Genomic DNA, 19,563 nt, shown 5'->3' with positions numbered 1-19,563 from the left:
ACAATAGAACCTTAGCCTATTTCTATGTGGAAACAAAGTTTAGTTTCTATATTGTGATATCAATATTATCTATATTAAACCCATATATAATGAGTATATTAAATATTGGTTTTTACAAATATCAAGGAAATGACATTAAAATTATTTACATGTTTATTTGTATATAGTTTTTATCATTGGCAATAATTGGTTATAATATTAGAAAATTAAATAAAAATGCTATAATATTAAAAATAATTAATAAAATGGGAGCAGTAACAATTTGGAGCATAGCTCTAGTATATAAAATGGCTATTTAAATGAATAATGATATATTAAGTGCTTTTTTACATGGCATCGTTTTAGCTCTCGGTTTAATAGTGCCGCTCGGAGTACAGAATATTTTTATATTCAATCAAGGAGCAACACAGCCAAAGTTTAGCAAGGCTTTACCTAGCATAATTGCAGCCTCAATATGTGATACTATACTTATATGTATGGCAGTTCTTGGGATATCTTTGTTAATTCTTGAAATTTCTTGGTTAAAATTATCTATATTTATTGTTGGATTTATTTTCTTAATTTATATGGGATATAATACTTGGAATCAGCCGCCTATTGATCTTACAATGAATTCCGGGGCTTTTTCAGCTCAAAAACAAATTTTATTTGCTATATCGGTGTCAATATTAAATCCGCATGCAATTATGGATACGATTATAGTAATAGGTATTAGTGCTTTAAAGTATAGCGGTATTGCAAAAATTATATTTACCTTAACTTGCATACTTATATCTTGGATATGGTTTTTTTCTTTAGCAGTTGCAGGTTATAATATTAGAAAGCTAAATAAAAGTAGTACGATTTTAACTATAATTAATAAAATAGCTGCTATTATTATTTGGGCAGTTGCTTTTTATATTGGAGTACAAATGTTGTATGAAATCGGTTTTATTAACTAGACATATTGAAGAAAATAATGAAACTATAAAGGAAATAAGTAAATATAATTTAGATTTACGTGATATTCATTGTCCTTTAATTAAATATAAAACTTTAGATTTTAATATCGATATTTTAGATAATTACTCAAATATAATAATAACTAGTAAATATGCAGCAAGTATCTTAACCGGTCATAACTTAAAACAAGATATTTGGGTAGTAGGTAGTAAGTCAAAACGATTATTAGGCAAGAAAGTAATGTATACTGCTAAAAACGTGGAAGATTTGATTAAGCATTTTCCTCCTGATTTATATGAGCAGACTATATATTTATCTTCAAATGAAATTACTCAAGATTTACCTAGCAAAATAGCTAGACATATCATTTATAATGTAGAATATTTGAATGAGCTGCCCGTATCTATTATAAAAGAATTTACAAATAATATTGATTTTATATTACTTTATTCTCAAAATAGTGCTAGGACTTTAGTAAAATTATTACTGCAAAATAATTTACTAGAGTACTTACAAGATAGTTTAGTTGTAGCCATAAGTTTGAAAGTTGCAAATATAGTTAGACCTTTTATAAAAAATGTGGTTTATTGTGATGCTCAAAACCTTAACGATATAATCAAGTTATTATCTGAAAATGCACAAATTCGATAGTTTATTTAAAAGCAAAAACATCTTTTTTATAGCAATAGTAATATTTGTCTTATCTTCTTTTACTCTTTATCATAATAGATCCAATATTTTAAAACTTTTTAAAAGTGAAAATAAGGATTTAAGCCAAATTCCTGATCAAGCAGTAGAAAATAAAGAAAATACTACCCTGAAAGAAAAGGAAGCAGCTCCTCTACTATCTACCAAGTCGCTTTTAAATTACGTAAGTTCTTTAAAGTTTCCTGAAGCACCGACTAATTTAGTAGAACCAAAATTAGAAACTGTAGTCAATTCAGCTTCATTCGGATACAAGGGACAAGGAGCGAAGAAGCCTATAACTAATAGGAGAGCGACGAGTGATGAGGTAGGCGTATGGGTATCACTTGACTATATTAATTACTTATTAAATGTAAATCTATTAGTATATAATTTCATGCAAGATAAGGATTATAGTAAAGAACTAAGAATAGTAAAATCCCGCCTGCTGCCTCAAGATATAAGGAATATTTTAAATAACTTAGAAGCATATAATAATTATCTTTTTTCTAAATCAAGTAGTACGGAAGTAATTTTTCCTACCAACCATAAGTGGCTGGAGAAGTTTATCAAAATTGAAAAAAAACCTTCTACTATGATGATAAAAGAACAAGATAAACCTCTAATTTTAGAGAACTTAAACTATCTAATCGATTGTCTTTATTCAGAAAAATTTATGCAGGAGTTTGTAAATAAAGATGTTTAGGTTATTATTAATATGTGCTACTTTTTTACTGCTTTATTTCGGGTTTACTTTTATAGAGAGGTTTGATTCAAAAGTTTTTATTAATTTATATGATTATAATATAGAGACTACCTTGTTCTTTAGTCTTATTTTAGGCCTTTTATTACTAATTTCTTGTTTTATTGTCATTAGATTTCTAATATTAATTATCGATTTACCATCTAAAATACATAATATTTTTAGTAAACGAAAAATTAATCATGATAGATATGCTTTAATTTTAGCTTTTGCCGAATATATTATGAATAATAAAGCTAAATCTGCTTCTATTGCTCGCAAAAATTTATCTTCTGAAGATCTAAAAGATTCACAAGAATTCCATAATTTAATCTTAGCCGTAACTGAAGAAGATGTAGATAGAAAAATTGCCTATTTTCAAAAACTTATTACATCTAAAGAATTTGTTTGTTACGGTAGCAAAAATCTAGCAAAACTTTATTATGATAAATCTTTTTATGAGCAAGCAGAAAATTACGCAACAAAGGCTTATAATTTCAATGCACTTGATATTGACAATTTAATTACTTTAATGCGTTGTTATGCTAGACTTTCTCTATGGACAAAATTTATTTTTATAACGAATAAGCTCGCAAAATTTCATAAATATGAGTCTATGCCGGAAATTGCTGAGTATTATTTATTAGCAGCGAAGCAAGAAGTAGAAAGTAATAATACGGCTAATGCTATAGATTATTTGGCAACGGCTATAGATTTAAATTTTTATAACGACGAATTACTAGAATTTTACTTTAATTTAAATAATAAGCTTAATGCTAATAAAAAGATCAAAATATTAAAAGATGCTTTTCGTATTATCCCTTCTTTAAAATTAGTACAGCTATTTAAAAAAATTACTTCTCTATCAGATAGGCAAATTTATGAAGAATTAACTCAAGAGTTAGATGCTAAAAAAGATGAAATATTAATTTTAGCAATAGAAGCTTATTTAGAATTGTAGACATTGTGATATGGATTCTTTTATGTTATTCCCACGAGGTATTGTTGCGTGGATACCGAGTCGTCATTGCAAGCAGCCGTAGGCTGCGTGGTGATAAAAAAATTCTGTAAATCAGAATTTTTACTGGATTGCTTCGTCAATTGCTACGCAATTTCCTTGCCACGACGACTTGGTACCTGCAACAACGCCTGCTCACAATGACGGATAAGCCGAACCATACAACAAAAACTAATATAAAAATAATTTCTTTTGGTGCTTACTAATTTCTTCATTTACATTATTATTATGGTGATGATAATTAGATTGAATTGTTATTAAATAAGCATTTATTGCTTTAGAAAATTCTTCAGTTTTATAACGAAAGAAATGGTCAGCTCCATTGATAATTTTATAATCAACTTTAATATGGGATTGTTGCTTAGATAATCTATTTGCTAGGTCTTTTACATCATCTGCCGATACTATACTATCATTATCTCCCTGTAATATAAACCCTGGAATAGGACAAGGTGAGAGGAATGAGAAGTCATATTTATGAATTGTATTAACCGGCGGTGAAATAGCAATAAAATGATTTATTTCCGGACGTCGCATTACAAGTTGCATAGCTATCCATGCTCCGAAAGAAAATCCTAATATCAGATTAGACTGAGCATTTGGGTTATTCTGCTGTAACCAATCGAGAGCTGCCCCCGCATCAACCACTTCACCGACTCCGTTATCAAATTTACCTTGTGATCCCCCTACTCCTCTAAAATTAATACGTAAGACGGTATAACCGTTATCTGCTAAAATCTTATAGGCATTATAAACTACTTTATTATTCATATTACCCTCATATAAAGGATGAGGATGAAGAACTAATGCAATAGGGGCGTTAGGCGCGGTAGCTTTTGCATATCTTCCTTCAATTCGTCCTTCCGGACCGTTAAAATAAATTTGTGGCATAATTATTCATAATATTTAATTTGTTCGATATGATATTTTACCACTTTTTCTTATTAGTGCAACTATTCTGAATTAAAATATGAGTGTATTGACGCATGCCGCCATATATACTAAAATGTAGTCAAATCAGTTGGATGTAATTACAAAGAGCGAGAAGCGCAGCCTATAGATAATCGGAGAGCGACGCGAGACGATGTAAGTGAATTCAAATCATTTGACTATAGCGGATAATGATAACTGAATGGAGCTATATTATGAATACAGTAGATATTAGATTACGCGTTTCAGCAGATATAAAACTTGAAGCAGCAGAAATATTTAAGCAAATGGGGATGACTATGTCAGAAGCCATGAGGATATTTTTCTAACTCAATGTATAAATAGCGGCGGTTTGCCTTTCAAACCACATATTAAGATTCCTAATGAAAAGACTATAAAAACTTTTGAGAATACAGATAAGCAAATTGGTTTAACTATCGCAAATAATACAAAAGAAATATTTAATAAGTTAGGCACCTAATTTGTATCATCATTACAAACGACTAAAAACCTTGTTGTACGACTTCTATGTCATTCCCGCGAAAGTGGGCGTCTAGAAAGGATCACCTTAATACTAGTATAAAAATTACAGATTATTGACAAAATAAACCTAAAAAAACAAGTTTTGTATAGGTTTTACTGGATTCCCGGTTTCGCGGGAATGACATAGAAAGATTATCTAAGAAAATACTGCTCGCTCCACTGCATCTACGCTATGTTGCACTAAATCCTTAGCAATTTCTTTAGTAATCATCTTTTTTAGACCGTTTTTAAGTTCTTGTCTAACACATCCAAGCATTTGCGGTTCTGCTACAATAATCAATTCCTTATATTTAGCTTGATCAGCAGTAGTTACTTTCTCTAAATGTTTAATAACGCTCCTTGCTGCTTCTTTATGTGCTATATCTTTTAGCGAAGTATGCGGCTCAAACAACGAAGCCGGTGTAGATTTATTTTGGTAAAGGCTTTGTCTTTTTTCTCTATGGTGGTGATGCTCCTCTAAATCCAAAGATAATTTTAAAGGTGTATTAGTAGTAATTTTAACTCCTTGAGCGTCGTAAAGCATCATTTGCTTACTATCGATAACCGCAATTAATTTTAACGCTGTTGTCCTTACCATAAATACCTCCATAAAAACTAAGTTGTAATTTTATGATAATACTAATTATTTTTAAAACCTAATATTAATTTAATAATTTTTGCTTTTCACTGTTAATAATTTGCTCAACCTTGTCATTAAGTATACGTACGTCTGTTTGCTCTATTTCTTCTTTTTCTATTACACCTATAATCTTTATCTTTATAGTTCCAGGTTGCTTAAACCAAAAACCTCTAGGCCAAAATAAACCGGCATTATGAGCTATCATCACAATTGGAACTTTAGTAATTGAAGCAAGCTTTACGGCACTTGGTTTAAATTTTACCGTTCTATCAGGCGGAACTTTAGTTGATTCCGGAAATATTATTAACCATAATCCTTCTTTTATTTTTTCCTGACCTTCTCTTAAAATCTGAGCAACCGAGCTATTAGTACCACGGTCAACCGCAATAGGTTTAACCATCCGAAGTCCCCAACCAAGCAGGGGTATATTAAATAATTCACGCTTTAATACCCAAGAATGTTTAGGAATAATCAGTTGCATAAACATTTGATCCCAAAAGGATTGGTGATTAGACACGACGATTGCAATAGTCTTCGGTAATTTCTCAAGCCCCTCTACTTCATATTTTAAACCGCAACAAATTTTTGCAAGCCACACAAAAGCATAAGAAAAGATAATGGCAATTCTATATCTTATGTGATAGTTGACATTGAAAAATGTTACTGGTATGTAACATATAAGAAAAAAAATAAATGTAAATAACGATAATAATCCGTAAAATGATAAAATTCTTAAACGCCACAGCATAATTATTAAGATAATTATATTAATTAAAATGGTATTTATAACATAATTTTACAATGAGTAAAATAAAAAGGTATTAAATGAAAAAAACTGTTCTTTCCGGTGTGCAAGCAACCGGTTCTTTACATCTCGGTAACTATCTTGGTGCAATTAAAAACTGGGTTAAAATGCAGGAAGAATATAATTGTTTTTTCTTCTTAGCAGATTTGCATGCTATCACGGTTGATATTAAGCCATCAGAACTTAACAATTCAATTATGGAGGTGCTTGCTGTTTATTTAGCAGCAGGGCTTAACCCCGACAAAGTAACGATTTTTGCCCAAAGTATGGTGAAAGAGCATACTGAACTTGCTTGGCTACTAAATTGCGTTACACCGCTTGGATGGTTAAAGCGCATGACGCAATTTAAAGATAAAGCAGGTAGCGATCAAGAAAAGGCTTGTCTTGGGTTATTTTCCTATCCGGTACTTATGGCAGCGGATATCTTAATATATAAAGCCGATATAGTGCCTGTAGGTGAGGATCAGAAACAGCATTTAGAGCTAACAAGAGATATTGCAGGGGTAATAAATAGAAAATTTAACACAGAAATTCTAAAAGTTCCTGAGGTGTTAATTAGTGAAACAGGCACAAGAATCATGAGCTTACGGGATGGATTAAAGAAAATGAGTAAATCTGATATTTCGGATTTTTCCCGTATCAATTTAAAAGACGATAACGATCTTATTCATCAAAAAATAAAAAAAGCCAAAACCGATCATTTAAGTTTTGTTAGCTATGATCAAGAAACAAGACCGGAAATTAGTAATTTATTAGATATTTATAGCAGTTTATCCGAAGAAAGCTTGGACAAAATAATCGGTAAGTATCAAAACCAAGGTTTCGCAAAATTTAAAGAAGATTTGGCAGAAATTATTATTACAAATCTACAACCAATACGTGATAAATATTTAGAATTAATGAATGATAAAGAATATTTATTAAAAATACTGCACAAAGGAGCAGAAAAAGCAAGAATTAGAGCTTCTGAAACGGTTAATGAAGTAAAAGAACAATTCGGATTTGTAATTTAGATTCATATATTGCAAGATTTCCCTTGAAATATATAAGATTATTTGGTATGAATCTTCTTGGATAGGTGGCCGAGTGGTTTAAGGCACTAGTCTTGAAAACTGGCGTACGGGCAACCGTACCGTGGGTTCGAATCCCACCCTATCCGCCAACTTAGTTTATAGTATTATACCCTTTTATTTGCTTTATAGTGCTTAGTATATTTATCTAGTAAAATCCTAATCATTTTTTGATAAGGCACATGTGCAGTTGCTGCTTCTGATTTAAAAAATTCTACGCTCTCTTTACTTAAAGAAATGGTTACTTTTACTGAATCATCTTTGAATAACAGTTCTCTAGGATGTGGTAAAAAATCTTTTACTATTTTTACTTCCCCTATTTCCCCATCAGTGTATTTTATCTCTTGCTCATAAATTCTCTTACCTTTACGCCAGTATCCTGCTCCAAAAATTCTTATATGATTACCTCGGAACATAAAACGGACTGTTAAATATTACCATCAACTTTACCTAAACAAAAATATCTTTTTTCTGTAACACTATGGTCTACATCTTGAAGGATTATCCTTTTGATATCTAGAAAAGCTTTTTGAGCTTCATAAAAGCTTACGTTATGCTAACCAATATTAATTTTATTTAATAATACTTAGCTCTATACTAAATGTCCATATATGTAATTTAAAATCACTATCTTTACTAAATTCTAATAGATCTTCTAAATGATTTTTTTGTATAGAAGAAGCAATTTTAACTTCAAATGCATCATTATTTTGAAATATAAAATCAACCTCATATCCTTCTTTAGTACGCCAATAAAATAATTCATCTCTTTTGTTGTTTAAATATTTATAAGCTATTAATTCTAAGAATACATAATGCTCAAAAGATTTACCAGCATCAAACCCTGTTATTTCCTGATATTCATATTTCCTTAGGTAATTTGCTAAGTGCGGTATCGAAAAGGTAAAATTTAGGCATTTCCGTAATAATTTGCCTTTTGCTAAGTGATCTATACGGATAAAGATGATATCCTAAATACATATCTTCTAATATTTCAAGATATGTTCTAACGGTTTTTGCATCAACACCGCAATCTCTTGCTATATTACTATAATTTATCATCTCATCGTTTGAAATGCCTATAATCTCTAGAAACCTTGCAAGTGCTTCGCGTTTTCTTAAATTTGCTTCACAAACTGTACTTCAGGTAAAATATAGTCATATAAATAGGACGCAAGATATTTATGAATCTTTTTTGATGCAATATAATGATCAGGTATTAGTCCATGATTAAAAATTTTATGCCAATCAAGCTCTTTTATCTCAGAATATCATAGAGCAGCAAAAACATATATCTCCAAGCTCTTCTGCCCAGTAAATTGCTACCTGTTGATTTTAAGCGCCTAGTACTGGAGCAGCAAAGGATCAATTGTAAAGATTTATTAGATTCTATTAAATAATGAACCTTATCTAACAGTAAGGGAATTTTTTGCACCTCATCAATAATAATAGTTGAGATGCCGTCTTTTGACTTAAACTCTTCTCTTAAACGTTCAGGATTTTGAAAGTAAACTTTATAGATATCAGCTTGTAATAAATCTATATATATCCGGAAAACGTTGTTTCAGATATGTTGACTTACCAGTTTTACGTGCTCCCCACAAAAAACAGGACTGTCCTTTTGGTAATTCTAAGTCTAAAAATCTTTGTATTGTCATGATAATATCTTGCAAATTTAGATATTTTAGGAGTATATTCCCTAAATAGCTATTTATCTAGTTGATTTAAGAGGTTATCTGTAAATAAATTGTAATTAGCAAGTAAAGAGCTTTTTTAGCAAAAATTGATAAGATTTTTGATAGGGTGTTATTCATATCTCAAAAACATCTTATAATTTGCAGCAAAAAAGAATTAAATTATCGATTAAAATTTATTTACAGATAGCTTCCAACATCATTTTAGCGGCTTTTATGCCTGCTTCTGTTGAAGTTTTTATATTGGTAGTTTCGGTATGGAAAGTTATTTTACTGCCGTCAAGGTTACCGAGCATAAAATTGGTTTGTATATTAGACACCTTCCCAAACTCTACTTCTAGGGGTAATTTGTACGTCAATCCGGTACTCGCATCTGTGCGATTGCTTTTGTACGCTGCGGTGGCAAGTGCTTCTGCGTTTCCTTCAAATACCTCCCTATAAGCGAGTTTGGAAAGATGTCTAGGATTTGCATCTAGATATTGTGAATAAGCAGCAATCGGGGTGCGGCAATTAGCATCTAGATACTCTAAAAATGCTCTTTCGGGTTTTATGAGTTCAAAAGTGGGAAGATGATTAATTTGGTTGCATATCTCAAGCATAGCATTATCATCTTTTCTAATCTCAACTGCAATGACTCCCTGCCCTATACACGGTAACATCTGTGAATACTCTATCAAATGGCAATACTCCGGATTAAACACCTCTAACCTTTTAAGACCTGTATATGCTAAAATTGTTGCGTCAACTTCGCCGGTCATTAGCTTTTTTATTCTTGAATCAACATTCCCTCTAAAAACCGTTACCTTTAAATCCGGTCTTATTTTTTGGATAAATGCTTTTCTTCGTACTGCTGAGCTACCTATTACGGCATTTTGCGGCAGCTCTTCTATAGATTTATATTTTAGACAAACAAAAACATCTCTGGGGTCTTCACGCTCTAAAACAGCAGCTATTACTAGCGGTTCAGGTATTCTACCCGGTACATCTTTTAAAGAATGAACAGCTAAGTCAATTTTTTTATCAAGCAAGGCTTGCTCTATTTCCTTTAAAAATAAAGCTTTACCGCCTATATCGTATAATGGTTTATTTTGGATTAAATCCCCGCTAGTAATAATCGGCACTATTTCACAATTGATATCAGGAAAAAATTGTTTGATTTGCTGAATAACTAAATTAGTGTGTATTAAAGCAAGTGGACTTTTTCTTGTACCTATTCTGATAGAATTTGTCATTTGTTTTCTATTATTTCAAAAGGGCTAGTAAAACTTAAAACATTACTGTTTATAATTACTTCATGATTCATAATAACTGGATGATTTACTTCTCCATGCCCTATGCCTGCTGCTTTATAAGTTCCAATATTTTGAATATGATTTAAACAAAAACTTTTTATAGCTTGTTCTACAAACTCATCCCCTTTAGTAAAATCACCAAAGATTATTGCCTTTATGCATTCAAATATACCGGTATTTTTTAATTGAACTAGATTACGATGTACGGCATAGGCTTTTTCATTAACGTCTTCAAGCAATAGAATTTTATTGTCATCCCCGTGAAAACGGGGATCCAGTATTATTTTTTCTGGATTCCCACTTCTGCGGGAATGACATAAAGAAGCATAGGAATGAGAATGAATTTGCAAACCAGTACTAATCAATTTAGTTAAAACCGTTAAATTCCCGACTGTTATTGTACCTGTTATATTTTCCTCACTAATTTTCTTTATAGGTATAAGTTGTATTTCACTCTTTTCTCCTTTAAGAACATTTATTATAGGCATAATATCCTGATTAGTAGGCGGTAGTAACGAAGTTAACACTGAACCGTGAATAGTTGGGATATTATAATGGTTATTTAGTAATAAATGCAAAACGGTAATATCGCTATAGCCTATCAGGACTTTATCCCCTTTTTGTTCTATATTAAAACAATCTTCTACAAATTCACTGCATCCATATCCGCCACGAAAAGCCCAAATTATTTTAACCTGTTCATTTTCCATAGCTGCTTTAAACATTCTCAACCTTTCCTCTTTAGAAGCAGCGAAAAAAGGCAATGCATCACCTGAAAAAATCTTATCATCTACTAAAGTTTTAAAACCACGCAACGCTAGTATTTTAATAGCTTCCTTTAATTTATCTTGTGCATCTAGACAGCTTGACGCCGGTGCTATAATTGATATAAAATCTCGTTGTTTATTAAAAATAATTTTTTTCATAATAATGTCATACCGTGGCCCTGCCACGGTATCCGGTAAAAATGTTAAAAAATGCGTGTTATAAGTTGTTTTTTGGATACCGTGGCGGAACACGGTATAACAGCAAACAGTACTGTATTCCTGTGATCAACGGAATGACATTTTCAATTACAAAGGCATCGTAAAAATAAAAGTAGTCTTTCCCTGTTTATCGTTTTCTGCCCAAATTTTTCCGGCGTGCAGTTCTATTACTTTCTTACATAATGCAAGTCCTACTCCTCTACCTCCTACCGTACGTGTTTTAGAACTTACGACAAATACACCGAATATACTCTGCAATTCCTCTTTCAGTACTCCTATTCCATCGTCTTTTATACTATAAAACAAGATATTATTTTCTTGCATGTGTAGATCAATTTTTATTATTCCCTCACTACAATAGCTGATAGCATTTATTATTAGATTATCGAATGTGTGTTTAATATAATGAGGATCACAGTTAAAATTGAAAAGAATATAATAATTATATTCTTTTCAATATCAGATACAAAATTTAAGATTTTGCCGTTTAGATATAATTTCTTACATATTTTAATCCTTTCATGTAGCAATTCGCTTAAGTTTATATCTTTTTTATTGAGTGCATAATTAAGACTGGATAATTTTGAAAAATCTAGAATATTATTTATCAAGCTATTTAATTTAATAGAGCTTTTAGCTATAATCTCTACTGCATTGCGACGCTGATCTTCATTAAATTTATAAGTAAGTTAATTATCACATTAATTGCAGTTGATCAAAACTACTTGATATAACAAGTAAACTACCGAAAAATATTAATATAACGAAAGTAGCCACAAACCTAGATAAAGATATAATATAATTCTTTTGAAACTTTAAAGACCATAAAGGATAAGTAATTAATATTGCAGCAGTTATAAGTGTGGTATGGTAAATAATATTATATATCTCCAAATGGTTCATTATTCTGCTACCTAATGTGATATATAAAGATGAGAACATCGATATTAAAATAAATATACCGACATAACTATAAGTAATTTCTTGATTTGGTAGGGTACTTTCCCAATATTTAAAGATGTTAAAATTCTTAAGATCACGAAATAAAGTCAAACCTTTTTTTTCTCTCTCTTGCCTGATTATTTTAACGGTTAGCGGCTCTTTTAAAGAACTAAACCCTCCGGGTTGCTTTAAAATATCATGGCTTCCAAGGAAAAAGAGTAAATTTACAATAGTTGCGGGTAGTATCGGATAAATACCTAGAACTGCTCTTGAAGAAAATATTTGCCACAATATAATAGTTAATATTGCAGTAATCATACCGATAACAACACTTTTGGCACTTGATTTAAAACCGTATATTAACAAAATTAACGGCAAAGTGATTAGCGGTAAATAGATGCTAGTCAATAATAAAAATAGATTTATTAAATCTTTAATGTAGAGCGATATAATAAAACCTATTAATCCTATAGTAATTGCGGTTATATAATTATAATTTAATGAAGCTTTTTTAATTATGTCATTAGTAAAAGTTACCACTGCAACGTTAATATAAGAGTGTGTACTTGCGATTATCATTGCCATAATAACGCCGACTATTAACCCCTTAAATCCTATATAACTTTTAATGACCCGTAAAAACAATTCATTGGTGTTAACTACCGGATCTTGAGACAATAATAATATTGCAATCCAAATGAATAAAACGGATAAAAAAAGACAAATAACTGCCGAAATAAAAAATGTTCGTGATATTTGCCTTGTGTCTTCTGCCATCAATATTCTTTGAAAAATTGAAGGACCAAGTGACGGAATCACAAAATATATAAAAATATTTAAAGAAATCCAAAATTTAGGACTAGTATAGTGAAACAATCCTTGTAAATCAGTAAAACGAGTTTGTACATTTGAGTCTATAACTATATGCGGATCGCTAAAAACATTCCATACGACAATTCCTATTACTGGAATAATTGCACTATAAGTAAAAAACTGTACGGCTTCGGTAAAAGTAACCGATTTTACACCGCCAAAAGCAGAATAACTTATTATTACAGTGGCAATACATAAATCTATGTAAAAATTTGAAATGTTAAAGAATAGCTGTAATATTAAACTTGCTACGTGGAATTGCATGGCAATCCTACCTATAGACATTAATATACTAACTATCGACGTAAGAATACGAACTTTGTTACCATACGCCTCCCCTATTATTTCTGCTGCCGATAAGCTACCCAAAAAATTCTCAAAACGAGGAGCTATAAAGTCACCAATTAATAACCAACTAACAACGCTACCGAATATACTAGGTAATAAGTACAATAATCCGTCCGTATATATTCTTGAATTATCGATTAAAAAAGTACTAGTACCGATCCAAGTAGCAATAAGAGTTGCGACTATTGTACCTGTAGAAAAATTCCTTGTTCCTATCGCATATTCGCAAATATTTTTTATATTTGTGATATTTAGAAGTCCAACTAGCAAATTAATCGCTAAAAAGCTAGTAAAAATAAGGAGATCTATATTTGGCATAGAGTTAAGTTATAGGGATTTTCTATGCAAATAATAATAAAGATAAAAAAAGAAACAAACAATATTTTTGTGGAGTTAAAAAAGTATGTCATTCCTACGAATACACATGGGTGTCATAAGACTCGATGTCATTCCCGCGTAGGCGGGAATCCAGTACTTCAAAACTTTTTAAAAGATTTTTTTAAAGCTCGCTTTATGCTGAAATTCCTGCTTCTGCGGGCATGAACATAAACGAGCCATGCAATAAGGCCGCTTTTAGCTAGGAATGACATACAAGACTCATTTTTATTCATAAAGATTAAACTTTCTACTGCCCTAACCTAATGATGCTACAGTATAATCGTTATTATACCAAGTTGTGTACTCATCAAGTACATTATGACAATCATTGTCATCAACTATAGCTGTTTTTTTCTCTTCTCATACATCTGCTGCAGTGTTTATTACCTACCATCTTGATACTTGGATCAAACGGTGGCTTGTTTTCTTTATTTAATAATGCTTTTAGAGTTGACAGTTTTGAGTTGCTAGCATTATACTTTTGAATTGTTTAAAAAAAATCTATGGCTAGGAGTAGCTGCATCTTAAGTACACTGAAGATACATTACCGCCATTTTTTATTAAAGTTTCTACGATTTTAGTAGCGTTATAATCGCTATACCAATCAAGTGGTGTTTTACCACTCTTATCATAGAAATTTACATCAGGTTTTGTATGCGTATTTTTATGCATGTTTCTAAGAATTCGGCTCCAAATTCACCGAACCATGCTATTGCATTAGAATTCAATTGATTCATAATGTTAGGATTAAATCCTTGCTGTTTTACTATTTTTTCTATTATAGGCTCAGCTAAAGATTTCAGTTCTTTAAAATTGTTGATTAACAATGTTTTTTCTTGACCGGGTGCTTTTGCAATATCTTGTTTAATAGACCATATTATATTACCAAGCGTAGCAATCATATTATTACCGTCGGTAGAATTTTCAAGGTTACAATTTCCTAATGTTTTTTCTACTAATTCCTTTACATTCATTATTAAAGTTTTAAAACCTGCTTGAGCTAAATATTTATGACCGTTATCAGACATTTTAGATATTGTATTTTGTATTTGTAAAAGTACCGGTAGCTAATAAATTTAATATATTATTTGCTTCAAGCGAAGGATTAACACCAAATTTAACTAGATTCTCAATTATTTTATAATATTTATCCATTTGAGTTTGAAATAAACTTATATTTTGATTACTCGGATTATTAGTAATAAGCTGATATTTATTGTAGAATATAAAACAATATGATTATCTTGACCAAGATCATTAATATCTAAACCTAATTGTGTAAATTTTTCAATTTGTGTCTTACGGAAATCATCAGAAATATGCGACTCCATAGCAACACAGAAAAAATTATGAATTTGTGCTTTCTCAGTTGAAACAAATTTTGCCATAAGTGCAGGGTTATGATGAAATACATCAATAACATTGGAGCTATTACTCCAAATACCCCATTCAAGTATAGCATTACCGTTTGTATCTTTCTTATCCCAATTATTGTCAGGGATAAGGATCATTTTGTTTAATATCTGTACAGCAATATTTTCTAAAACATTTTTAACATTCTGATCTTATTGTTGAGGTATTAAACTACAAAGAGCTTCAAAAATATTAAGTTTGTTGTTAACATTAGTTCTGTTTAATATAGCCGGTATTAATTGTATGTTTCCTGAAGTTAATAATTGAAAAGGTGTATACATAAAAGTCTCCAATTTATATTAATTTTTTATAAAAAATACCATGAAATATGGTTTGTGTCTTTTGTGTCTATTTATAATTATAATAATACATGAAAACTTGATAAATGTCAAGTAATTATTAAAAAATTAACTATTATTTAATACCAAGGTGCGAGAGATAAGTTGATTTTAATCCCTTTAACGGTAACATCAGCTTCTTTATCGGCAAGATATTTTTCTTCTCTGATTAAGGCAATTGCTTTATTGTGATAACTTGAGCATATTACGCCGATTTTATTGTTATCTGCGAGTATTTCTTCATCTTTAACTAATGAAGATAAATCTTCATCTGCTGTAATTTTATATATCTTTCTTCTTATAACTCCTTGATATTTAGCCCTTGAAATCACTTCCTGCCCGACATAACAACCTTTATCAAAACTAATTGCATTTAACTCCTCAGCACCATACATATTTGGAATAGATTTATCTGTGATTAAATCTTCCACACCATCTATTATTGCAAAATTATATTTATCTTCTAGATATATTGGATTCCCGTTTTCGCAGGGAGATGTTGTTGAGGGGGGCGATTCCCCCTCTGTCACCCTGTGGCTTGACCACGGGGTCCAGTCTTTTTTAATTATTGTCTGGATACCGCACAGCGGTATGACATCGAGCTTATTTATTGAACGGAAACCAAGCTTAGCATAACGAGGATCACGAACCGTAATTAGCGAGTCTATATCTAATTTTTGAAGTGAGTAGATAACTTTATATTCGTTACTACAATCTATTACTTGTATTTTTGAGCGAAATTTATAGAAGTTTAAATACTCTATCAAAGCAGCTTTATTACTTTTATCAATATCAAGGTAAATTTCCTCAGGGTTATGAACATACACGAAAAAATCAAATAAATATCTTCCTTGATTATTAAGCAAATAAGTATAGCAATAATTATAGTCAATTGATTTGGACTCGCCTACTGCGTTACTCGTCGTCTCGCCTATTATTATAGGCTTCGCTCCTCGCTCCTTGTATCCGAATTCAACTGAATTGACTATACTCTTACAAATATCGTTAGTAATGAGATTTTGTAGGAACTTTACGGAATCGAAACCTATTATTTTGATAACGTCTCTATTACTTAATATTTCATACATAATTATAATATTATTGACTTTATAGGTTCCTAACTACTATACTCTAAATTTATATAAATTAAACGTAATAATCATGAGATGTTCATCTTACTGTACTTCTTCCGAATATAAGATGAGTGATCTAGTTACTAATTTAAAAAAGATTGGTCTTGAACCTCAACATTTTGATGATGTTTTATATATTCGGAAAGAGATAAATAAAGATTCTGATTTTATAGAAATATTTTTCTTTCCGTTTGGTTGTGTAACTATTTGGGGCGGCGATGAAATTCAAGAAAAAATAGTTTTAAGCGATACTGATTTAGTAGCAGTAAATAAGCTTAAAGAGCCGGTATCCGATTATATTTATTTTGAATATAATACGGAAGTCAAGAAAACATTTATTGATGAAGAAAAAAATAAAATAATCTTAGCAGATAAATCAGTTTTTGTTAAACTTTCTATTTCCCATGCTCTTGCACAATCGGTTAAACTTAGCGTTCTTGAGCAATCTGTTAGTAACTTGATTGTTCAGACAACCCCTATACAACAGGAACTAGCTAGAACCGGTAGCGTATCGCTTTCTAAAAAGGAGATATTACAGCAAATAGGTATATTATTTAACGAGCGTTATTCAATCAGTTTGCATAGCGATATATTCGATACTCCAGAATTTTTTTGGCGTCGTCCGAGTTATGAGCCTCTATATCTCATGACAGCAGAGTTTCAAGACATAGAAATACGGCAAAATATAATGAATCATCGTCTTAATATGATTCACGAGCTTTTAAACATTCTTTCAAACGATCTTAATTATAAACATTCCACCAAACTTGAGTGGATTATTATTATTTTAATCGGTCTTGAAGTGGTTCTGTCGTTATCTCATACTAATCTTTTCTTAAAAATTATCGGAGCTTTATAAATAGCTTCTATGCAAATTATCGATAATCAAAAAACATTAGAAGAATTTTGTAACCGGTTAGCAAATAAGGCATGCTTAAGCATAGATACGGAATTTGAGCGTCGCTATACTTATTATGCTCAGCTTAGTATAATTCAAGTTAAAGCAGAAGAATATTGCGGAATAATTGATGCATTAAGCAATTTAGATCTGAATATTTTTAATAAGCTGCTTGCAGATAATAATATTACTAAAATATTTCATGCTCCTCGTGAAGATTTAGAGATTTTCTATAATTTATTTAAAACACTACCTGCTAATGTTTTTGATATACAAATTGCAGCAAATATTTGCGGATTCGGTAAACAGCTAAGCTATGATGACCTTTGCTATAAGCTAATCGGTATTACTATCGATAAAACCCACCAAAAATCTAACTGGCTAAAACGCCCTATTACTAGTGATATGTTAAATTATGCAATGTTAGACGTGGAGTATTTGTATAAGATATATAAAGAAATAAATAATATAATTGTTAGAAATAATTTAACTAATAAATATCAAACTACTCTTAGTGCTTTATTAGATGTTAGAAATTATAAGGTTGAGCCGAAAGATGCTTGGAAAAAAATAAAATATGGAAGTGATGATAAGAGTTTTAATCACAAAATTCAAATGCTTGCAGCTTATCGTGAAGAGAATGCACAAACTATAAATATTCCTCGTAAGCATTTTATTTTAGATGAAGATTTAATAAAGCTTAGTAAATACCCGCCATTGAATCACAAGGATTTTAAAAATCTAAATTTAAAAAGCAAATATTTACATAAACAAAAATATAAAGATGAAATAATAAGTTTGTGTAATAACTTATAAGAAAAAAGCTATAAATCAAATAACTTGTAGCCTATTATGAATAGAAAAAAATTAGCCAACTAATGTAACTTGTATCTCACTATCTTGTACTACTTTGACATATTCGTTGTATACATAATCAGGCAAGTTACTAAATGCCTGGGCTATGATAAGTGTCCCTACTCCTACTAATGCTAATTGAAAGCAAATATCTCCAGTCTGAGTATCGCCGGATATTTGTCCTGTTTCTAGCCAATCTCCAACTGCTTGTGCAAAAAAAGCAAAAGGTACACCGATCAATACGACAATTTTTTTATTATATCAACCATTTTACCCTAAGTTGATTTTTATAATAATATATAAATTAATATTTTATACAATAAAAAGTTAAGGTTATTATACCGAAATCATAAATTTAAGCTTACGATCATGAGATTCAATCAAAAAATTATCTATTAATTGTTCTTTTAAACAAACTCCGGCGGTTAATATATTTCGGTTATTATTAAGATATCGGTCAAAATGTCCTTGGCCGTATCCAAGTCTATAACCCTCCTTACTAAACGCAAGTCCTGGGATAATAACTAACTCAGGAATAAAAAAATCATTATTTATAGGTTCATAGGTTTTAAAAGCCCCTAAAACCAATTGATCGTTATAATGATAAGAACAATATTTTATCTCATTTTTTATGATTTTCGGTAGGAAGAATCTTATTTCAGGATGTAAGTTTGTTATTTCAAGTAAGTTAATTTCGTATTTTAGAGGAAAGTAAAGTCCTACTGTCTTTACTTTTAACTCCTGTAATAACCGGCTAATTTTATTGATTAGAGAGTTTTTGACTAAATCGGAATTAATCTTATCTTGGTTTTGTATTAAAAATTCTTTGAAATAAAGACGCAGCTCTTGTTTGGTCATAAATACCCTTAAATTCGTCATTGCGAGCGACTGAAGGCCTTGTGGTATGGCTCGCTTCATCTCTGTCATCTCACGACTTGTTCGTGGGATCTAGTTAAAAATACTAATATTATTAGTATTTTGAGTGGTTTTACTGGATACCGTGGTCAAGCCACGGTATAACACCGAACTGGTTTTTCAAGCCATGCAACAACGCCGCGAC

The 19,563-nt window shown here is 30.7% G+C and carries 26 protein-coding genes, 1 tRNA gene and 1 pseudogene; 11 read left to right on the top strand and 17 right to left on the bottom strand.

The genetic code is table 11. The features are described 5' to 3' along the window. Positions 1-176 precede the first annotated feature (176 nt). The 5 genes from RSIB_RS06700 to RSIB_RS00190 are packed head-to-tail and all read left to right on the top strand — an operon-like array spanning position 177 to position 3,329. Entirely contained in the window at positions 177-299 is a 123-nt protein-coding gene (locus RSIB_RS06700; RefSeq protein ID WP_012150903.1) for a hypothetical protein, read from the top strand. Beyond that, positions 300-941 (top strand): LysE/ArgO family amino acid transporter, encoded by a 642-nt coding sequence (locus tag RSIB_RS00175; RefSeq protein ID WP_004998303.1) that lies wholly within the window; start codon positions 300-302, stop codon positions 939-941. Further along, on the top strand, positions 919-1,593 hold the full coding sequence (locus RSIB_RS00180) for a uroporphyrinogen-III synthase (RefSeq protein ID WP_004998301.1): 675 nt from the start codon (positions 919-921) through the stop codon (positions 1,591-1,593). Before RSIB_RS00175 ends, RSIB_RS00180 begins: the two co-directional genes overlap by 23 nt. Then, entirely contained in the window at positions 1,577-2,332 is a 756-nt protein-coding gene (locus RSIB_RS00185) for a palindromic element RPE2 domain-containing protein (protein WP_004998300.1), read from the top strand. The genes RSIB_RS00180 and RSIB_RS00185 overlap by 17 nt, the downstream gene beginning before the upstream one ends. Then, the gene (locus RSIB_RS00190) at positions 2,325-3,329 is read left to right on the top strand and encodes a tetratricopeptide repeat protein (protein WP_004998297.1); all 1,005 of its coding nucleotides are present in this window, start codon (positions 2,325-2,327) and stop codon (positions 3,327-3,329) included. Before RSIB_RS00185 ends, RSIB_RS00190 begins: the two co-directional genes overlap by 8 nt. Positions 3,330-3,557: 228 nt before the next feature. Here RSIB_RS00190 and RSIB_RS00195 read toward each other — a convergent pair whose 3' ends face one another. Continuing rightward, positions 3,558-4,277: an alpha/beta hydrolase gene (locus tag RSIB_RS00195; RefSeq protein ID WP_004998295.1), complete on the bottom strand. Its 720-nt coding sequence runs from the start codon at positions 4,275-4,277 to the stop codon at positions 3,558-3,560. Positions 4,278-4,531: 254 nt separating this feature from the next. Between RSIB_RS00195 and RSIB_RS09490 the strand changes: the two genes are divergently transcribed. Continuing rightward, positions 4,532-4,645 (top strand): type II toxin-antitoxin system RelB/DinJ family antitoxin, encoded by a 114-nt coding sequence (locus RSIB_RS09490; RefSeq protein WP_014273549.1) that lies wholly within the window; start codon positions 4,532-4,534, stop codon positions 4,643-4,645. Positions 4,646-4,668: 23 nt separating this feature from the next. Further along, the gene (locus RSIB_RS09485; protein ID WP_012262417.1) at positions 4,669-4,797 is read left to right on the top strand and encodes a hypothetical protein; all 129 of its coding nucleotides are present in this window, start codon (positions 4,669-4,671) and stop codon (positions 4,795-4,797) included. 198 nt (positions 4,798-4,995) lie between these two features. Here the strand turns inward: RSIB_RS09485 and RSIB_RS00200 are convergent, their stop codons facing one another. Together RSIB_RS00200 and RSIB_RS06685 are read right to left on the bottom strand one after the other, a co-directional pair. After that, a complete protein-coding gene (locus RSIB_RS00200) occupies positions 4,996-5,436 on the bottom strand; it encodes a host attachment protein (RefSeq protein ID WP_004998294.1) in 441 nt (146 codons plus the stop codon). A gap of 64 nt (positions 5,437-5,500) precedes the next feature. Beyond that, positions 5,501-6,226 carry a lysophospholipid acyltransferase family protein gene (locus RSIB_RS06685; RefSeq protein WP_010977331.1) on the bottom strand — a complete coding sequence of 242 codons (726 nt, stop codon included), beginning with the start codon at positions 6,224-6,226 and terminating at the stop codon, positions 5,501-5,503. A gap of 77 nt (positions 6,227-6,303) precedes the next feature. On the opposite strand from RSIB_RS06685, the gene trpS reads away from it, so the two are divergent. Then, positions 6,304-7,296, top strand: coding sequence for a tryptophan--tRNA ligase (gene trpS, locus RSIB_RS00205; protein WP_004998289.1), 993 nt, complete (start codon positions 6,304-6,306; stop codon positions 7,294-7,296). A 59-nt stretch (positions 7,297-7,355) separates the two neighbouring features. Next, positions 7,356-7,445, top strand: a tRNA-Ser gene (locus RSIB_RS06680). 15 nt (positions 7,446-7,460) lie between these two features. Here RSIB_RS06680 and RSIB_RS00210 read toward each other — a convergent pair. From RSIB_RS00210 to ygfZ, 12 genes and pseudogenes are all read right to left on the bottom strand, one after another. Then, on the bottom strand, positions 7,461-7,769 hold the full coding sequence (locus tag RSIB_RS00210) for a hypothetical protein (protein WP_004998287.1): 309 nt from the start codon (positions 7,767-7,769) through the stop codon (positions 7,461-7,463). A gap of 156 nt (positions 7,770-7,925) precedes the next feature. Beyond that, entirely contained in the window at positions 7,926-8,204 is a 279-nt protein-coding gene (locus RSIB_RS08430; protein WP_081440527.1) for a DUF4143 domain-containing protein, read from the bottom strand. Positions 8,205-8,214: 10 nt separating this feature from the next. Beyond that, on the bottom strand, positions 8,215-8,430 hold the full coding sequence (locus tag RSIB_RS00215; RefSeq protein ID WP_377184049.1) for a DUF4143 domain-containing protein: 216 nt from the start codon (positions 8,428-8,430) through the stop codon (positions 8,215-8,217). Between the two features lie 181 nt (positions 8,431-8,611). Beyond that, on the bottom strand, positions 8,612-8,875 hold the full coding sequence (locus RSIB_RS08425; RefSeq protein WP_081420717.1) for an AAA family ATPase: 264 nt from the start codon (positions 8,873-8,875) through the stop codon (positions 8,612-8,614). 348 nt (positions 8,876-9,223) lie between these two features. Further along, a complete protein-coding gene (gene hemC / locus RSIB_RS00220; protein ID WP_004998284.1) occupies positions 9,224-10,279 on the bottom strand; it encodes a hydroxymethylbilane synthase in 1,056 nt (351 codons plus the stop codon). Then, positions 10,276-11,265, bottom strand: coding sequence for an LD-carboxypeptidase (locus tag RSIB_RS00225; protein WP_004998282.1), 990 nt, complete (start codon positions 11,263-11,265; stop codon positions 10,276-10,278). Before RSIB_RS00225 ends, hemC begins: the two co-directional genes overlap by 4 nt. 147 nt (positions 11,266-11,412) lie before the next feature. Continuing rightward, positions 11,413-13,806, bottom strand: a pseudogene (locus RSIB_RS00235) (sodium:solute symporter family transporter). Positions 13,807-14,504: 698 nt separating this feature from the next. Then, positions 14,505-14,894 (bottom strand): hypothetical protein, encoded by a 390-nt coding sequence (locus RSIB_RS00240; protein ID WP_004998274.1) that lies wholly within the window; start codon positions 14,892-14,894, stop codon positions 14,505-14,507. 1 nt (position 14,895) lies between these two features. Further along, the gene (locus tag RSIB_RS10295) at positions 14,896-15,021 is read right to left on the bottom strand and encodes a hypothetical protein (protein ID WP_004998269.1); all 126 of its coding nucleotides are present in this window, start codon (positions 15,019-15,021) and stop codon (positions 14,896-14,898) included. 17 nt (positions 15,022-15,038) lie between these two features. Further along, positions 15,039-15,377, bottom strand: a complete 339-nt coding sequence (locus RSIB_RS00245) for a hypothetical protein (RefSeq protein WP_004998267.1) — start codon at positions 15,375-15,377, stop codon at positions 15,039-15,041. 54 nt (positions 15,378-15,431) lie between these two features. Then, a complete protein-coding gene (locus tag RSIB_RS10290; RefSeq protein ID WP_014273554.1) occupies positions 15,432-15,560 on the bottom strand; it encodes a hypothetical protein in 129 nt (42 codons plus the stop codon). A gap of 137 nt (positions 15,561-15,697) precedes the next feature. Then, positions 15,698-16,705 (bottom strand): CAF17-like 4Fe-4S cluster assembly/insertion protein YgfZ, encoded by a 1,008-nt coding sequence (ygfZ, locus tag RSIB_RS00250; RefSeq protein WP_004998264.1) that lies wholly within the window; start codon positions 16,703-16,705, stop codon positions 15,698-15,700. A gap of 112 nt (positions 16,706-16,817) precedes the next feature. Between ygfZ and RSIB_RS00255 the strand changes: the two genes are divergently transcribed. Both RSIB_RS00255 and RSIB_RS00260 read left to right on the top strand, forming a co-directional pair. Next, a complete protein-coding gene (locus RSIB_RS00255; RefSeq protein ID WP_004998262.1) occupies positions 16,818-17,609 on the top strand; it encodes an RMD1 family protein in 792 nt (263 codons plus the stop codon). A 9-nt stretch (positions 17,610-17,618) separates the two neighbouring features. Beyond that, positions 17,619-18,464, top strand: coding sequence for a ribonuclease D (locus RSIB_RS00260; RefSeq protein WP_004998258.1), 846 nt, complete (start codon positions 17,619-17,621; stop codon positions 18,462-18,464). Between the two features lie 51 nt (positions 18,465-18,515). Here RSIB_RS00260 and RSIB_RS00265 read toward each other — a convergent pair whose 3' ends face one another. Together RSIB_RS00265 and RSIB_RS00270 are read right to left on the bottom strand one after the other, a co-directional pair. After that, positions 18,516-18,743, bottom strand: a complete 228-nt coding sequence (locus tag RSIB_RS00265) for a hypothetical protein (protein WP_004998256.1) — start codon at positions 18,741-18,743, stop codon at positions 18,516-18,518. A gap of 96 nt (positions 18,744-18,839) precedes the next feature. Beyond that, positions 18,840-19,361, bottom strand: coding sequence for a 5-formyltetrahydrofolate cyclo-ligase (locus RSIB_RS00270; protein ID WP_004998253.1), 522 nt, complete (start codon positions 19,359-19,361; stop codon positions 18,840-18,842). Positions 19,362-19,563 lie beyond the last annotated feature (202 nt).

Origin of the sequence: Rickettsia sibirica 246, from assembly GCF_000166935.1 — a bacterium.
Lineage (GTDB): Bacteria > Pseudomonadota > Alphaproteobacteria > Rickettsiales > Rickettsiaceae > Rickettsia > Rickettsia rickettsii.
This window is presented reverse-complemented; position numbering and strand designations above follow the sequence as displayed.

Bases quoted from the DNA above. Each gene is read 5' to 3' on its own strand.
- RSIB_RS00175 (WP_004998303.1), top strand. From the start codon at position 300: ATGAATAATGATATATTAAGTGCTTTTTTACATGGCATCGTTTTAGCT.
- RSIB_RS00180 (WP_004998301.1), top strand. From the start codon at position 919: ATGAAATCGGTTTTATTAACTAGACATATTGAAGAAAATAATGAAACT.
- RSIB_RS00185 (WP_004998300.1), top strand. From the start codon at position 1,577: ATGCACAAATTCGATAGTTTATTTAAAAGCAAAAACATCTTTTTTATA.
- RSIB_RS00190 (WP_004998297.1), top strand. From the start codon at position 2,325: ATGTTTAGGTTATTATTAATATGTGCTACTTTTTTACTGCTTTATTTC.
- RSIB_RS00195 (WP_004998295.1), bottom strand. From the start codon at position 4,277: ATGCCACAAATTTATTTTAACGGTCCGGAAGGACGAATTGAAGGAAGA.
- RSIB_RS09490 (WP_014273549.1), top strand. From the start codon at position 4,532: ATGAATACAGTAGATATTAGATTACGCGTTTCAGCAGATATAAAACTT.
- RSIB_RS00200 (WP_004998294.1), bottom strand. From the start codon at position 5,436: ATGGTAAGGACAACAGCGTTAAAATTAATTGCGGTTATCGATAGTAAG.
- RSIB_RS06685 (WP_010977331.1), bottom strand. From the start codon at position 6,226: ATGCTGTGGCGTTTAAGAATTTTATCATTTTACGGATTATTATCGTTA.
- trpS (WP_004998289.1), top strand. From the start codon at position 6,304: ATGAAAAAAACTGTTCTTTCCGGTGTGCAAGCAACCGGTTCTTTACAT.
- RSIB_RS00210 (WP_004998287.1), bottom strand. From the start codon at position 7,769: ATGTTCCGAGGTAATCATATAAGAATTTTTGGAGCAGGATACTGGCGT.
- hemC (WP_004998284.1), bottom strand. From the start codon at position 10,279: ATGACAAATTCTATCAGAATAGGTACAAGAAAAAGTCCACTTGCTTTA.
- RSIB_RS00225 (WP_004998282.1), bottom strand. From the start codon at position 11,265: ATGAAAAAAATTATTTTTAATAAACAACGAGATTTTATATCAATTATA.
- RSIB_RS00240 (WP_004998274.1), bottom strand. From the start codon at position 14,894: ATGTCTGATAACGGTCATAAATATTTAGCTCAAGCAGGTTTTAAAACT.
- RSIB_RS10295 (WP_004998269.1), bottom strand. From the start codon at position 15,021: ATGGATAAATATTATAAAATAATTGAGAATCTAGTTAAATTTGGTGTT.
- RSIB_RS00245 (WP_004998267.1), bottom strand. From the start codon at position 15,377: ATGATCCTTATCCCTGACAATAATTGGGATAAGAAAGATACAAACGGT.
- RSIB_RS10290 (WP_014273554.1), bottom strand. From the start codon at position 15,560: ATGTATACACCTTTTCAATTATTAACTTCAGGAAACATACAATTAATA.
- ygfZ (WP_004998264.1), bottom strand. From the start codon at position 16,705: ATGTATGAAATATTAAGTAATAGAGACGTTATCAAAATAATAGGTTTC.
- RSIB_RS00255 (WP_004998262.1), top strand. From the start codon at position 16,818: ATGAGTGATCTAGTTACTAATTTAAAAAAGATTGGTCTTGAACCTCAA.
- RSIB_RS00260 (WP_004998258.1), top strand. From the start codon at position 17,619: ATGCAAATTATCGATAATCAAAAAACATTAGAAGAATTTTGTAACCGG.
- RSIB_RS00270 (WP_004998253.1), bottom strand. From the start codon at position 19,361: ATGACCAAACAAGAGCTGCGTCTTTATTTCAAAGAATTTTTAATACAA.